This window comes from Sphingomonas sp. BL-S-29, assembly GCF_055521495.1.
In genome coordinates, this window is record NZ_CM145482.1 from 3,818,727 (window position 1) to 3,833,518 (window position 14,792).

Annotated in this window: 14 protein-coding genes; 3 read left to right on the forward strand and 11 right to left on the reverse strand. The window is 65.2% G+C overall.

Features of this window, described 5'->3' with window-relative positions:
- Nucleotides 1-13: 13 nt before the first annotated feature.
- Together ACZ1I2_RS17985 and ACZ1I2_RS17990 are read left to right on the forward strand one after the other, a co-directional pair.
- A complete protein-coding gene (locus tag ACZ1I2_RS17985; RefSeq protein WP_465172797.1) occupies nt 14-481 on the forward strand; it encodes a sarcosine oxidase subunit gamma in 468 nt (155 codons plus the stop codon).
- Between the two features lie 11 nt (nt 482-492).
- A complete protein-coding gene (locus tag ACZ1I2_RS17990; protein ID WP_465172796.1) occupies nt 493-1,734 on the forward strand; it encodes a metal-dependent hydrolase family protein in 1,242 nt (413 codons plus the stop codon).
- 307 nt (nt 1,735-2,041) lie between these two features.
- Here ACZ1I2_RS17990 and guaA read toward each other — a convergent pair whose 3' ends face one another.
- Nucleotides 2,042-3,598 (reverse strand): glutamine-hydrolyzing GMP synthase, encoded by a 1,557-nt coding sequence (gene guaA / locus ACZ1I2_RS17995; protein ID WP_465172795.1) that lies wholly within the window; start codon nt 3,596-3,598, stop codon nt 2,042-2,044.
- A 59-nt stretch (nt 3,599-3,657) separates the two neighbouring features.
- Nucleotides 3,658-4,179 carry a hypothetical protein gene (locus ACZ1I2_RS18000; RefSeq protein WP_465176317.1) on the reverse strand — a complete coding sequence of 174 codons (522 nt, stop codon included), beginning with the start codon at nt 4,177-4,179 and terminating at the stop codon, nt 3,658-3,660.
- A 105-nt stretch (nt 4,180-4,284) separates the two neighbouring features.
- Between ACZ1I2_RS18000 and ACZ1I2_RS18005 the strand changes: the two genes are divergently transcribed.
- A complete protein-coding gene (locus tag ACZ1I2_RS18005) occupies nt 4,285-5,382 on the forward strand; it encodes a 50S ribosomal protein L11 methyltransferase (RefSeq protein WP_465176316.1) in 1,098 nt (365 codons plus the stop codon).
- Nucleotides 5,383-6,040: 658 nt separating this feature from the next.
- Here ACZ1I2_RS18005 and ACZ1I2_RS18010 read toward each other — a convergent pair.
- The 9 genes from ACZ1I2_RS18010 to ACZ1I2_RS18050 all read right to left on the reverse strand — a co-directional run bounded on the left by ACZ1I2_RS18010 (nt 6,041) and on the right by ACZ1I2_RS18050 (nt 14,772).
- Entirely contained in the window at nt 6,041-8,173 is a 2,133-nt protein-coding gene (locus ACZ1I2_RS18010; protein WP_465176315.1) for a prolyl oligopeptidase family serine peptidase, read from the reverse strand.
- Between the two features lie 97 nt (nt 8,174-8,270).
- Nucleotides 8,271-8,693, reverse strand: a complete 423-nt coding sequence (gene rplQ, locus ACZ1I2_RS18015) for a 50S ribosomal protein L17 (protein ID WP_465172791.1) — start codon at nt 8,691-8,693, stop codon at nt 8,271-8,273.
- Between the two features lie 186 nt (nt 8,694-8,879).
- Complete coding sequence (locus ACZ1I2_RS18020) at nt 8,880-9,944, reverse strand: DNA-directed RNA polymerase subunit alpha (RefSeq protein ID WP_372852003.1); 1,065 nt, start codon at nt 9,942-9,944, stop codon at nt 8,880-8,882.
- Between the two features lie 94 nt (nt 9,945-10,038).
- Nucleotides 10,039-10,428 carry a 30S ribosomal protein S11 gene (rpsK, locus tag ACZ1I2_RS18025; RefSeq protein WP_034161671.1) on the reverse strand — a complete coding sequence of 130 codons (390 nt, stop codon included), beginning with the start codon at nt 10,426-10,428 and terminating at the stop codon, nt 10,039-10,041.
- A gap of 60 nt (nt 10,429-10,488) precedes the next feature.
- Nucleotides 10,489-10,857 (reverse strand): 30S ribosomal protein S13, encoded by a 369-nt coding sequence (rpsM, locus tag ACZ1I2_RS18030; RefSeq protein ID WP_465172789.1) that lies wholly within the window; start codon nt 10,855-10,857, stop codon nt 10,489-10,491.
- Between the two features lie 218 nt (nt 10,858-11,075).
- Nucleotides 11,076-12,425 carry a sensor histidine kinase gene (locus ACZ1I2_RS18035; protein WP_465176314.1) on the reverse strand — a complete coding sequence of 450 codons (1,350 nt, stop codon included), beginning with the start codon at nt 12,423-12,425 and terminating at the stop codon, nt 11,076-11,078.
- A complete protein-coding gene (locus ACZ1I2_RS18040; protein ID WP_465172787.1) occupies nt 12,425-13,117 on the reverse strand; it encodes a winged helix-turn-helix domain-containing protein in 693 nt (230 codons plus the stop codon). The genes ACZ1I2_RS18035 and ACZ1I2_RS18040 overlap by 1 nt, the downstream gene beginning before the upstream one ends.
- A gap of 382 nt (nt 13,118-13,499) precedes the next feature.
- Nucleotides 13,500-14,057 carry an SRPBCC family protein gene (locus ACZ1I2_RS18045; RefSeq protein WP_465176313.1) on the reverse strand — a complete coding sequence of 186 codons (558 nt, stop codon included), beginning with the start codon at nt 14,055-14,057 and terminating at the stop codon, nt 13,500-13,502.
- A gap of 64 nt (nt 14,058-14,121) precedes the next feature.
- Entirely contained in the window at nt 14,122-14,772 is a 651-nt protein-coding gene (locus tag ACZ1I2_RS18050) for an adenylate kinase (protein WP_465172785.1), read from the reverse strand.
- Nucleotides 14,773-14,792 lie beyond the last annotated feature (20 nt).

A 14,792-nucleotide genomic window follows, 5' to 3' on the forward strand; every position in this document is an offset into this window, starting at 1 on the left:
GCGGGACTTCTCCATGGCGGCGATCCTTGCGCGTCGTGGCGCAAGCGCGGCGATGATAAGCGACGTGCTGGCAGCCGATCTGCCGCTCGGCTCGAAGTGGATCGACTGCGGATCGCTGGTGATGATCGGCAGCGGGCCGGGAACCTGGCTGGCGCACCGGGAGCGCGATGGGGAAACTACTGGTTGGGTCGGTGACTTGCAGACGCGTCTCGCCGGCGTCGCCAGCGTATCCGATCAAAGCAGCGCCTATCGCATCTTCCGGATCGAGGGGCCCGGTGCGCGCACATTGTTGCAGCGCGGGGCGTCCGTCGATCTGGATGACTCGGCATTCCCGGCCGGCTCCGTCGCGTTCACCGCCATCGCGTATCTGGACGTCGTCATCCGGCGCCTCGACGAGGCGGATTGCTATGAACTGGCGGTCTTTCGCAGCTCCGCGGAGGGGTTTGTCCGTTGGCTCGAAGCTGCCGTCGACAGGCTCTGAAGGAAGCACTCGTGACGCAGATCGTCCTTGAGAACGCGCGGATTTTCGATGGCGCCTCGGCGGATTGTGCCGAGGGGATGTCCGTCGTGATCGAAAACGACATGATCCGCGAAATAACCGATCGTCCCGTCAAGTCTGAGGACGCGCATCGCATCGACATCGACGGCAAGACCCTGATGCCCGGGCTGATCGACCTGCATATCCATGCCTATTTTTCCGATCTCAACACGCAGGTGGTCGATCGGCGGGACGCGCCCTACCGCACCGCGCATGCTGCCAGGATGCTCGGCCATGCGCTCGACTGCGGCTTCACGACCGTGCGGGATATCGGCGGCGGAGATTACAGCCTCGCGTCCGCGATTGCCGACGGCCTGATCCGGAGCCCGAGATTCTTCTACGCTGGCAAGGTCCTGTCGATGACCGGCGGCCATGCCGACATGCGTTTGCCCGGCGAATCCCGGCACACGCATGGCTATTGCTCATGCGGATCGATGAACTTTGCCGGCGTGATCGTTGACGGCGTCGACGAGTGCCTGAAGGCGACGCGCGAGGAACTGCGCCGCGGCGCCCATTGCATCAAGATCATGGGATCGGGCGGCGTGATGTCCCCCACCGATCCGATCTGGATGAACCAGTTCTGCGAGGACGAAATCCGCACGATCGTCAGGGAATGCACGGAACGGCGCACCTATGTCGCCTCGCACTGCCACCCCGTCAGCGCGATCCGTCGTTCAATCGACTATGGCGTCCGCTGTATCGAGCATGCCACGCTGATCGACGCCGGAACCGCCGACTATGTCGCAACAAAGGGCGCCTATGTCGTGCCGACGATGGCGGTGATCTTCGCGACGATGGAGGTCGGCGCTCGCCTCGGCACGCCGCCGGAGAATCTGGAGAAGTTCAAGGTCGCGCATGAAATGGCCATCGCCGGGCTCGACCACATGCGCAACGCCGGCGTGAAAATGGGATACGGCACCGATCTGATGGGCCCCACCTACGACCAGCAGTGCCGCGAGTTCGAGTTGCGCGCCGAGGTGTTCACGCCGCTCGAAATGCTGCGCCAGGCTACGTCGGTGGGGGCGGAGATTCTCATGGAGGAAGGCAAACTCGGCTGTGTTCGACCCGGCGCGTACGCTGACCTGATCGTGGTCGACGGCGATCCATTGACCGACATAGGCCTCCTCACCGCCAATGGTCGCAACCTGGACCTGATCATGCGCAGCGGCGAGATCATCAAAAACAGGCTAGGCTAACGCACCAGCGGTACACCGGCGCCCAAGGAGCGGGATGCTCGGCCTCGGTCACAGGACGATGGTCTTGTTCCCGTCCTGGAAAGTCCGATGCTTGGTGTGCCGGCGGACCGCGCGCGAGAGGGGCTGTCGTACCCCTGACGGTATCGGCGGTTTTGGGGAGGACTAGCAGGTGGCACCGTCAGCGCGCCCGTCAATGCCGAGCGCTACTCTCGGATTGTCGTCGAATGTCTCTGTGCAGAACTGATTTTTAATCAGGTGCTTAGGTCGCATTCTGGCGTAGTCCCAGGCCCCTCTGGAGGGGCCTAAATCATTCCCACTCGATCGTGCCCGGCGGCTTCGACGTGTAGTCATAGGTCACGCGGTTGATGCCCTTCACTTCGTTCACGATGCGCGTCGCGACACGGGGGAGGAAGTCACCGGGGAACTGGAAGGCGACCGCGGTCATGCCGTCGGTCGAGGTGACCGCCCTGAGCGCCAGCACATTGTCATAGGTGCGGCCGTCGCCCATCACGCCGACGCTGCGCACCGGCAGCAGCACCGCAAAGGCCTGCCAGATCGCGTCATAGAGGCCCGCGTTGCGGATTTCCTCGAGATAGATGGCGTCGGCCTTGCGCAAGATGTCGCAGCGTTCCTTGGTGACCTCGCCGGGGATGCGGATGGCGAGGCCGGGGCCGGGGAACGGGTGCCGCCCGACGAAGATCTCCGGTAGGCCGAGCTCGCGGCCGAGCGCGCGGACTTCGTCCTTGAACAGTTCGCGCAGCGGCTCGACCAGCTTCATGTTCATGCGTTCGGGCAGGCCGCCGACATTGTGGTGGCTCTTGATCGTCACGGAAGGGCCGCCGGTAAAGCTGACGCTTTCGATCACATCGGGATAGAGCGTGCCCTGGGCGAGGAAATCCGCGCCGCCGATCTTGCGCGCTTCCTCCTCGAACAGGTCGATGAACGCGCCGCCGATGAACTTGCGCTTCTTTTCCGGATCAGTGAGGCCGGCAAGACCGCCCAGGAACTGCGCCTCCGCGTTCACATGGACCAGCGGGATGTTGTAATGGTTGCGGAATAGGGTGACCACCTGGTCCGCCTCGCCCGAGCGCATCAGGCCGTGATCGACGAACACGCAAGTCAGCTGCTCGCCGATCGCCTCGTGGATCAGCACCGCGGCGACCGCCGAATCGACGCCGCCGGACAGGCCGCAGATCACCTTGCCCTTGCCGACCTGGGCGCGGATGTCGGCGATCTTGGCGGCGCGGAATTCCGCCATGGTCCACTCGCCGGACAGGCCGCAGACATGGCGAGCGAAATTCGCGATCAGCTTCGCGCCGTCGGGCGTGTGGACCACCTCGGGGTGGAACTGCATCGCGTAATAGTGACGCTCGTCATCGGCGATGATCGCATAGGGCGCGCCCTTGCTGGCGGCGACGGGACGGAAGCCCGGGGCGAGCGCGGTGACCTTGTCGCCATGGCTCATCCAGACCTGGTGGTTCTCGCCCTCGCTCCACAGGCCGTCGAACAGCGCGCAAGCGTCGGTCACCTCGATCACGGCGCTGCCGAACTCACCGCTGTCGCCCAGGGTGACGGTGCCGCCGAGTTGCGCCATCAGGACCTGCTGGCCGTAGCAGATACCCATGATCGGCAAGCCGCTGTCGAGGATCTCCTGCGGGATACGCGGGCTGCCCTCTTCCAGCACGGAGGCCGGGCTGCCCGACAGGATCACGCCCTTGGGCTGCATCCGGGCAAAGGCCTCGGCGGCGGAATTGAACGGGGCGATCTCGCTATAGACCCCCGCTTCACGCACGCGGCGGGCGATGAGCTGAGTCACCTGGCTGCCGAAATCGACGATGAGGATCGAGTCGCTGGGCTGTGTCATGCGGCCAGATAGCAGATGCGGCCCGGGGGGGAAGCCCCGCCGAGGCAGTAGCGCGGCGTTTAGTTCGCCGCGACCGCCGGGCCGTCGATCGTGACCTGCTCCACGCCGCGCTCGCCGACGCGGCAGGTGAAGTCGCGGTGCTCGGACGCCGTGTCGCGATAATCCTCGCGCAGGCCGAGCGTGCCGCGGATGATCCAGTCGGACGCGACCGCATCGACGATCGTCACCTTGTCGATCTTGGCGACGCGGGCGTAGCGGCGCCCTTCCGATTCGGCCGAGGACACGCAGGCGTCGACCGCGGCTTCCTCGTCGGAGCGGGCGACCGAGACGGTACGGTTGCCTTCCTCCGGCCCGATGACGGGCGTCGGCTCGACTTCCTCGGCCGCCTTCTTCTTGCCGACGCCCGACAGGATCGCGAACAGGCCGCCGGCGAGAACCGCGCCGAGCAGCACGTCGCCACCGTCGATCTTGTCGTGATCGCCACGATGCCGCGAACCGTGGCGCTCCGCCTGGGCGGGAACTGAAGTGAGGCTCATCGCCACCAGCGCGGTGGCCGCGACTGCCTTGCCGAAAATCGTCATGTCCCGTCCCTTTCGATTCGATGACGTATCGATAGGTGAGTCGTGCTGTCCCGTCGATGAACCGCTTGTTTGGACAGCGGCCCCGCAACGTGCGAGGGGCCGCAGATGACGGATGACGGCAAGCTGGACGATATGGCGCGAGCCGGGTTCGAAGATCGAGTGGCGGCGGCGCAGGGCGACGGGCGGCAACTCGCCGATCTGGCGATGACCGCGAGCCGGATCGGCCTGGGTCCGCGCGTCTATGCACTCGCGCGCGAGGCGCAGGCACTCGCGCCCGATGACGCCGATGTCGCGAGCAGCACCGGCGAGCTGATCGCGGGCGGCGTGCCCGGATGGCATTTCTACATGGTGCTCGACGAGGCGCGCAACAGAGCGTTCGAGGCAGCGATCAAGCGTGCGGTGACGCCGGAGAGCCGCGTGCTGGATATCGGCGCCGGGACCGGACTGCTCGCGATGATGGCCGCGCGGGCCGGGGCAGCCTCCGTCACGAGCTGCGAGATGAACCCGGCGATTGCCGACGCCGCAACCGAGATCGTGGCGCTGAACGGCTATGCCGACCGGGTGCGCATCCTGTCGGCGCCATCGACCGCGATCGGACCCGAGGATCTCGGCGGCAAGGCGACGCTGATCGTCTCCGAAATCGTCTCCAACAATCTGCTGTCCGAGGACGTGCTGCCGACCATGGCGGACGCCGTCGAGCGGCTGCTCGCGCCGGGCGGCAAGATGATCCCCGAGGCCGGGCAGATCGTCGTCTCGCTGGCCGACTGGGACGGCTATGGGCGCGACGGGATGGAGGATGTCGCCGGGTTCGACATGCGGCCGTTCAACCGGCTGGAGCAGCGCCCCCTGCGGCTGAAGGTCGGCGATCGCGGAATCGAACTGCGCGGCGAGCCCGCCGATCTGTTCGATTTCGATTTCACCACCGGCGGCCCCTGGCCGCACGAGCAGCGCAGCATCGACCTGGTCGCCGACGGCAATTACATCAACGGCGTGATCCAGTGGATCCGCCTGAAGGTGGACGCGAAGAGCAGCTATGAGAACCGGCCGAAGCCGGAGACCATGTCGAACTGGGCCGCGCTGTTCGTGCCGTTCGGGCGCGAGATCGTGCCGCCGGCGGGCACCATCATCCGTGTTTACGGCGCGCACGACCGGCACAGCGTACGCATCTGGGTCGACGAGCAGATGATCGGAGCGGATCGCTAGAGCGGCGAGCGGAAATCTGATCCTTTGGGATGGAGCACCCGAAGGCGTATCGAGAGCCCGTATTGAAGGACAGGTGGTCGCGCGGAGCCTGTCCTTCGATACGCCCTCTCGATACGCCGCTACGCGGCACCTCGATGGCTACTCAGGACGAACGGGTGTTGGTGGCCGCGATTTAATGCAAGCTACTCTAGCCGCTCTCGTCATCTCCAAGCTGCAGCCTGGCAATGGTTCGACAATCGGAAAGAGCGCGCCGATCCAGGTCCGGCGAGGCGTGACATGCCAGATGCTGGATCATGGTTGAATCACTGCCGACGAGAAATGCGGGAGATATGGGACACCTAGGATGTCCCATATCTCCTGCCTGATGGCGTTAGATTTGATAATAATCGTTATATATCAGATTCTTATTCAAAACCTTCGATGCCGGCCAGCAACGAATATGGGACACGCGAAAGCCGTCGAGCGACCGGAAGGTGGCGCAAACGCAACTCCGCGTCCTCCTTTTGCTTCCCCGGCGAAGGCCGGGGTCCAGTTGGAATGGCGTTCGTGACGACGCGCAGCATCCGCTACCACCCCCCCAACTGGGCCCCGGCCTTCGCCGGGGAAGCGCGATGGGATAGGCGGCGTACGCGACCGCGGACAGGCAATGCTTCCCGCTTTAGCGCGTCGCCTTCACCGTCATGCCGGTCCAGGCCGCGGCGAAGGCCCAGCTGTCGGCGGCCTCGGCGATCACCTTGTCGGTCGGTTTGCCGGAACCATGGCCGGCGCGCGTCTCGATGCGGATGAGATGGGGCTTGGGCCCGATCCGCGCGGCCTGGAGCGCGGCGGTGTATTTGAAGCTGTGCCCGGGCACGACGCGGTCGTCGGTGTCGGCGGTCGTCACCATGATCGCCGGGTAATCCTGACCGTCCCTGATGTTGTGATAGGGCGAATAAGCGCGGAGCACGCGGAAATCGGCTTCCTTCGAGGGATAGCCATAATCGTCGACCCAGTAACGGCCTGCCGTGAAGCGATCGAAGCGCAGCATGTCCATCACGCCGACCTGCGGCAGCGCCGCGGCGAAGAGATCGGGGCGCTGATTGACCACCGCGCCGACCAGCAGGCCGCCGTTCGAGCCGCCCTGGATGGCGAGCTTGCCCTTAGAGGTCACGCCCTGCGCGATCAGGTCCTCGCCCGCCGCGATGAAATCGTCGAAGACATTCTGCTTGTGCGCCAGCCGGCCGCCATCGTGCCAGGCCTTGCCGTACTCGCCACCGCCACGGATATTGGCGACCGCGAGCACCCCGCCCTGCTCGAGCCAGGCGATCCGGGTCGCGGAAAAGGCCGGGTTCATCGAGACGTTGAAGCCGCCATAGGCATAGAGCAACGTCGGCGCCGGCCCGGCCGGCAAATCCTTGCGGCGGACGATGAACATCGGGACCTTCGTGCCGTCCTTCGATGCGTAGAAGCGCTGTGACACGTCATACAGGCCGGGCTCGAACGCCACCTTGGGTTTGGCCCAGGGCGTCGCGGCACCCGTCTTCAGATCGTAGCGATAGATGGTGGTGGGCGTCGCGAAGCTGGTGAAGGCGTAGAACAGCTCGTCATCATCCGCCGCGCCGCTGGTGCCGGCAACGCTGCCGATGCCGGGGAGCGCGACGACGCCGTCAGGCGTGCCGTCCAGGGCGTAGCGCCGCAGCTCCGACTTCACATCGACCAGATAGGAGGCGACCAGCTTGCCGCCGACGATCCCGGCACCCTCCAGCACTGCCTTGTCCTCCGGCACCACTTCATGGATCGCGGGCGCGGCCTGGCGCACGTCCATCGAGACGATGCGCAGGCGCGGCGCATTCTTGTCTGTCGTCCAGTAGAAGGTCGCGCCCACATTGCCGGCGAGCGACCATTCATTCTCCAGCCCCTTTACGATCGTGCGCGGCGTCGCTGCCGGATCGGTCAGGTCGAGGATGGTGATCTCGTAACGATTGTCAGTGCCTTCGGTGGTGGTGATGACCAGCCATTTGCCGTCCTCGGTCACCTGGGCACCATGCCCGCGCTTCGGCGCATCGGGCGTGGCGTAGATCAGCCGGTCCGCCGACTGGGCAGCGCCGAGCTTGTGGAAATAGACCTGCTGGTTCTCGTTCAACGCCTGGAACTTGGCGCCCTCCGCCGGCGCGGCGAAGCGCGAATAATAGAAGCCGGAGCCGTCCTTCGCCCAGGACAGGTTGGAGAATTTGACCCATTCGACCGTGTCGACGGCAATGGCGCCGGTCGCGACGTCGAGGATCTTCACCGTGCGCCAGTCGGTCCCGCCGTCCTGCACCGAATAAAGGATGTGCGTGCCATCCTCGGACGGGACCCATTCGCCGAGCGCGGTCGCGCCGTCCTTTGCCCAGGCATTCGGGTCGATCAGGACCCGGCCGGCACCATCGAGGGAGTCGCGGACGTACAGCACCGCCTGGTTCTGCAGGCCGCTGTTGCGCATGTAGAAATAGCGCCCACCCTTCTTCACCGGCACGCCGAACCGCTCATAATCGAGCAGCTGCTTCATGCGTGCAGCGAAGATGTCGCGCCCCGGCAGGCTTGCGAGATAGGCGTTGGTCACCGCATTCTCGTCGGCGACCCATTTGGCCACCGCCGTATCGGTGCGCACGTCATTCTCGAGCCAGCGATAGGGATCGGCGACCTTCACGCCGAACTGCTCGTCCACCGTGTCGCCACGGGTCGTCTGGGGATAGATCATGCTGGGGGCCTTGGTCTGAGCGGCGGCGGGAGTGGCGAGAAGGGACAAGATCAGCGGCAAGGCGCGACGCATCAAGGGCTTCCGGACAAGAAAAAAGGAGCCGCACCGTATCAGGTGCGACTCCTTTCTCAACTGATCCTCCCCGAGCAAGCTCGGGGAGGAATTAAATTTACGCGGCCTGATCGTAATCCTCGTCGGTCTGCACCGGGCCCGAATCCTGGCCCTTGGCGCTGACGTCGCGATCGACGAACTCGATGATCGCCATCGGCGATGCGTCCGAGGCGCGGATGCCGGCCTTGATGATGCGGGTATAGCCACCGTTGCGATCGGCGTAGCGCGACGCCAGGACGTCGAACAGCTTCACCAGCTGCGCATCGTCGAGCAGACGGGCATGCGCCAGGCGGCGGTTCGAAAGGCCGCCCTTCTTGGCGAGCGTGATCAGCTTCTCGACATAGGGGCGAAGTTCCTTCGCCTTGGCGGTCGTGGTCAGGATCTGCTCATGCTTGATGAGCGACGCCGACATGTTGCGGAACAGGGCGGTGCGGTGGGCCGAGGTCCGCTGAAGCTTACGGCCGCCTACGCGATGGCGCATGGTATCTTTCCTTCGTTCGTTAAGGGGCCGTTTGACGGAACCCCAGACCAGGCGAGGACGGTACGCTCGCCGATTAAACCGTCTCCCCGGCGAAGGCCGGGGCCGCTGTGTAACAAGGGAACCGGGTGCCACAAACCCAGCGGCCCCGGCCTCCGCCGGGGCGACGCCAGGTTTGTGGCGCGCCGCTTACCCCATGATTTCCTGCTCAAGCTTCTTGGCCATCTCTTCGATGTTCTCAGGCGGCCAGCCCGGGATTTCCATGCCGAGGCGCAGACCCATCGACGACAGCACTTCCTTGATTTCGTTCAGCGACTTGCGGCCGAAATTCGGGGTGCGCAGCATCTCTGCTTCGGTCTTCTGGACCAGATCGCCGATATAGATGATGTTGTCGTTCTTGAGGCAGTTGGCCGAACGCACCGACAGTTCGAGCTCGTCGACCTTCTTGAGAAGGTAACGATTGATCTGCTGGGTATCGCCCGAAACCTCGCCGGCCGAAGACGGCGCGGCATGGCCGATCGGTGCCGACGGACGGACCGACGAATCGTCGAAGTGAACGAACAGCGCGAGCTGGTCCTGCAGGATGCGGCCGGCATAACCGACTGCGTCCTCGGGCGTGATCGTGCCGTCGGTCTCGATGGTCAGCGTCAGCTTGTCGTAATCCAGTTCCTGGCCGACGCGGGTGTTCTCGACCTTGTACGACACCTGGCGCACGGGCGAGTAGAGCGCGTCGATCGGGATCAGGCCGATCGGAGCATCCGCCGGACGGTTTGCAACCGCAGCGACATAGCCCTTACCAACGTCAGCGGTCAGCTCCATGTTGAGCGTCGCGCCTTCGTCGAGGTGGCAGATCACGAGATCGGGGTTCATCACCTCGATATCGCCGGACACGGCGATGTCGCCGGCCTTCACGTCGGCCGGGCCGGTCGCGGAAAGCTGGAGACGCTTCGGGCCTTCGCCCTGCATGCGAAGCGCGATCTGCTTCACGTTCAGGACGATGTCGGTGACATCTTCACGCACGCCGGCAAGCGACGAGAATTCGTGAAGAACATTCTCGATCTTGATCGAGGTAACGGCAGCGCCCTGAAGCGAGGAGAGCAGCACGCGACGCAGCGCGTTGCCGAGCGTCAGGCCGAAGCCACGCTCGAGCGGTTCGGCCACGAAAGTCGCCTTGCGCTTGGGATCACCGCCCGGCTTCTTTTCGAGGCCATTGGGCTTCTTCAGTTCCTGCCAGTTCTTAGCATTGACGGACACGGGCTTCCCCTTGGTTTTGGGCCTGAGCGGGGTAACTCAGACCATGTGGGAATCGTCCGCGCGGCGCGATCAACCGCGCGCGGACGAGACGAAATCAGACGCGGCGGCGCTTGGAGGGCCGGACGCCATTATGCGGGATCGAGGTCACGTCGCGGATCGAAGTGATCTGGAAGCCGACCGCCTGCAGCGCGCGAAGCGCCGACTCGCGGCCCGAACCCGGACCCTTTACTTCCACTTCGAGCGTGCGGACGCCGTGCTCGGCGGCCTTCTTGCCGGCATCCTCGGCTGCGACCTGGGCCGCATACGGAGTCGACTTGCGGCTTCCCTTGAAGCCCATCATGCCGGCCGACGACCACGAGATCGCGTTGCCCTGGGCATCGGTGATCGTGATCATGGTGTTGTTGAAGCTGGCGTTCACGTGCGCGACGCCAGAGGTGATGTTCTTGCGCTCACGCCGCTTAATGCGCTGAGGTTCGCGTGCCATGTTGAAATCCTAACCCTGTAGCTGGAAGGCGAGCCGCCCCGAAAGGAACGGCTCAGCGCATCACTTCTTCTTGCCGGCGATCGGCTTGGCCTTGCCCTTGCGGGTGCGCGCATTGGTATGCGTGCGCTGGCCGCGGACCGGAAGGCCCTTGCGATGGCGAAGGCCGCGATAGCAGGCCAGATCCATCAGGCGCTTGATGTTCATCGCCGTCTGGCGACGAAGATCACCCTCGACCGTATAGTCGGCGTCGATCGCTTCGCGGATGTGCAGCACTTCCTGATCGGTCAGGTCCTGCACGCGGCGCTCAGGGGCGATGCCCAGCTTGGTGGTGATTTCCTTGGCCTTGGTATCGCCAATGCCGTGGATGTAGGTCAGCGCGATAACAACGCGCTTGTTGGTCGGGATGTTGACACCCGCAATACGAGCCATGAAATTTATTCTCCTGCTCCACAGGGCGTGCATGGCTGCAGCCGCCCCATCTCAACGCGTTAACATCCGAACGCAAGATAACGGCGTGCGCAAACATGCGCCGCCGGGACCCGGTGTTTCGGAATAATCGCCAAATAGGAGAGCGAGTCGCCCATGTCAAGCGCGACACCCCGATTCCCGACTATCGACCGGTTCGTCGCGCGTCCGCCGCAGGTCCTTTACGCCGGCAGAACGATCGCCGCAATCAGCCCTGGCGCATTATCGCCCAGCTCGAGCCGCCCGCCATGCAAGCGGGCGACCGCCTCGATCAGCGACAGACCAAGTCCGGCGCCGGGCGTGCTGCGCGCATTGTCCAGCCGGCCGAAGCGGCGCAGCGCCTGCTCGCGGTCCTCCGCGGCGATGCCGGGCCCACGATCCTCGACCTGGATTCGGACCTCACCCCCCTGCCCCGTCAGCCGCAAGGTCACCTCGCCACCCTGGGCGCCGTGGCGCAGCGCATTGTCGACCAGGTTGGCGATCGCCTGGGTCATCAACTCGCGGTGGAGGATCAGGCGCGGCGGATGAGTGTCGAGCACCGTCGCGAAGCGCAGGCCGGCATCCTCGGCCACGGGTGCGTAGAGTTCGGCGATCTCCTCGATCAACGCCGCGGGATCGATGCTGGCGAACCGATCGCGCGACACCGATTCCGACCGGCTGATCTCAATCAGCATGCTCAGCATGCGCATCACCAGATCGGTCTCGGTCAGGAGTCCGCCGAGCGCCGCCTCGCGCTGTGCCGGGTCGGCGAGCAGGACCGCGTTCTCGGTCTTGGTCCTGAGCCTGGCCAGCGGCGAGCGCAGATCATGCGCGAGGCTGTCGGTGACCAGCCGCAATTCGACCATCAGCCGCTCGACCTTGTCGAGCATCGCGTTGAGGCGGGTGGCAAGCCGGTCGAACGCATCTCCGCCGCCCGAAGCGCTGGCGACACGGCGTGACAGGTCACCGCCGGCCACGCCCTCGATCACGTCGGCGACCCGGTTCAGGCGGCGTCCGACATAGCGGGTCACGACCAGGCCACCGACGATGCCGAGCCCAAGCGACAACAGCATGGCAAGCAGCAATGCACGTTCGATCCCGCGTTGCACCTGTTCCCAGTCGTCGAGCATCCGCCCGCTGATGAGGCGCAGGGCGCCGATCCGCCGCACCGAATAGCCGGCATCGCGCAACGACCAGGGCGGCGATGCGCCGATCCGGCCAATGCGGAAATCGACCGATTCGGATGGAGCGATCGTCGCAATTTCCGGGCCGATGCCCGCCACGCGCTTCCCCCGCCCGTCGATCACCGCGATGATCAGCGAGAGGTCGCCAGGGGCCCGCGCTTCCTCGATCGTCTGGTCGAGCGCGCGCAGCCCACCTGCCCGCCAGACCGAGACGAGCGCATCGGCCTGTTCGGCGGTATCGCGACGCAGCGAATCGATCGCGTCGTCATGTACCTGCCGCCAGATGAAGGTCACCAGGACAAGATTTGAAACAAGGGCCAGCGCGATCGCGAGCAACGCAATGCGCGCCGTGACCGACAGACGCCACATCAGGTATCGGCCGAGAGCCGGTATCCCGCGCCGCGCACCGTGTGGAGAATCGGGGCGGCGAACCCTTCCTCGATCTTGCGGCGCAGCCGCCCGATATGGACGTCGACCACGTTCGATCCGGGATCGAAATGATAGTTCCAGATCTTTTCGAGCATCATCGTGCGCGTCACCACTTGCCCGGCATGGCGGGCGAGGAATTCGAGCAGGTTGAATTCGCGCGCGCCGAGCGCGATCGGCCGGCCGTCGCGCGCGACCGTGCGGGCGAGCAGGTCGATCTCCAGATCGCCGACGACAAGGCGAGTCGTCTGGTTTTCGCTGGCGACGCGATCGGCGCGGCGGAGCAGCGCCTCGATCCGCGCGGAAAGCTCCGCGAAGGAAAAGGGTTTGACGAGATAATCGTCAGCGCCGGCATGAAGCCCATCGACCCGGTCGTCGACCGTCGCCAGCGCGGACAGGATCAGGACGGGAGTACGGATGCCGGCCGCGCGGATCGCGCCGATCATCGCCAGGCCGTTCAGCCCGGGCAACATGCGGTCGGCAACGATCAGATCGAAAATGCCCTCGCTGGCGAGAAACAGGCCGTCGCGGCCGTCCCCACAGGTTTCGACGGCAAAACCGGCCTCTCCCAGCCCCTTGGCGAGATAGCCGGCCGTCGCGGCGTCGTCTTCGACGATCAGGATCTTGCGGGTCATCGGCGGCATTCCGGTCGGTGCCTTTCTGCCTTTACAGCAAAATTGGCCGGCGGAAAGCGAACCTTCCGCCGGCCACGACGCCCCCGGGAGTGCGGACGCCGATTCAAGGAGTTTGGTGCCCGGCGCGCTGGGCACGGACCCTGAGTAGCGGCCCGCCCCGCACCTGCCGATGACGGCGATGTGAAGAATTCGTCATGAAGCGCCGGCGAAGCGGCAAAGGCGCAAATCGCCCCTCCGTTCGTCCTGAGTAGACATTGAGCTTGTCGAAATGGCGTATCGAAGGACAAGCCTCGCGCCATGTCCTTCGATACGGGTCTTCGATACGCCTTCGGCTACTCAGCCCCTACTCACGACGAACGGAAGGGTTCAGCTTTGTCCGGCCCTAACGCTGCGGCGCCGGGGCGGGCGGCGGTGGGGCCTCGGCGGCGGATTTCAGGTTCAGCACCTGCAGCGCCAGGACCTCGTCGACCTTGGGCGCAAGCGTATCGGCGCCGGCGCGGACATAGCCGCTGACGATATAGCTGAGCGTCAAGCGCGTGGCGTTCGCGCCTTCAGGGGCAAGCTTGAAGGTCAACGTACCGACCACCGCTTCGGCCTGGAGCGGCCCCAGCGCGCCCGACAGGCGGATCATCTGGGGCGGCTGGATATAGAGGATCCGGGCATGCTCGACGCTGCCCCGACGATCGGGGAAACGTTCGCAGAAGCAGCCGGTCGCCTGGCCGTCCATGTAGAGATTGGTCGCATTGTCGCTGTAGGTGTGTTCCTTGCTCCACCAGCGCTGGGGCGAGCGCAGCGTATCCCAGGCCCTGGCAATCGGCGCGTCGATCGTGACGACCTGGCTGATCTCCATCGTGGTCGGGGTGGCGGACACGACTTCGGCTGCCGCCGGGCCGGCAAACGACAGCGCGATGACGGCGCCCAAAGGACCGAAAGGCTTCATCGACGCTCTCCCCCTGACCCGGCGCATCATATGCCCTGCGCCGGGAACGGCAAGCGACGCGGGCCTATTTCCCGTCGAGGATTGCCTCGATCGCCTGAGTCACCTGGTCGATATCCCCCATGCCGTCGACGCGCGACACCAGGCCGCGGGCCTCGTAGATCGGCAGGATCGGCGCGGTCTTGGCGCGATATTCGGCCATGCGGGTGCGCACGGTTTCCGCATTGTCGTCGGGACGGCGCTTGAACTCGGTCGAGCCGCACACATCGCAGACGCCCGGAACCCTGGGCTGCTTGTAATGATCGTGATAGCCCTCGCCGCACTTGGCGCAGGTGTAGCGACCGACGATGCGGTCGACGAGCGCCTCCTCATCGACGCTCAGCTCGATCACATGGTCGAGGGTCCGGCCGCGCTCGCTCAGCAACGCGTCGAGCTGCTCGGCCTGGGCGGCGGTGCGGGGATAGCCGTCGAAGATCACGCCATTGGCCGTGTCGGGCATGTCGAGCCGTTCACCGATGATGCCCGAGACGATCTCGTCCGAGACGAGTTCCCCCGCCTCCATCACCGATTTGGCCTTGAGGCCAACCGGGCTGCCGGACTTCACCGCGGCGCGCAGCATGTCGCCGGTGGAAAGCTGGACCATGCCCCGATCGGCCATCAACCGGCTCGCCTGGGTGCCCTTGCCCGCGCCCGGCGGACCCAGGAGAATGATATTCAAGGCCGTTCCCCTCATTTCGA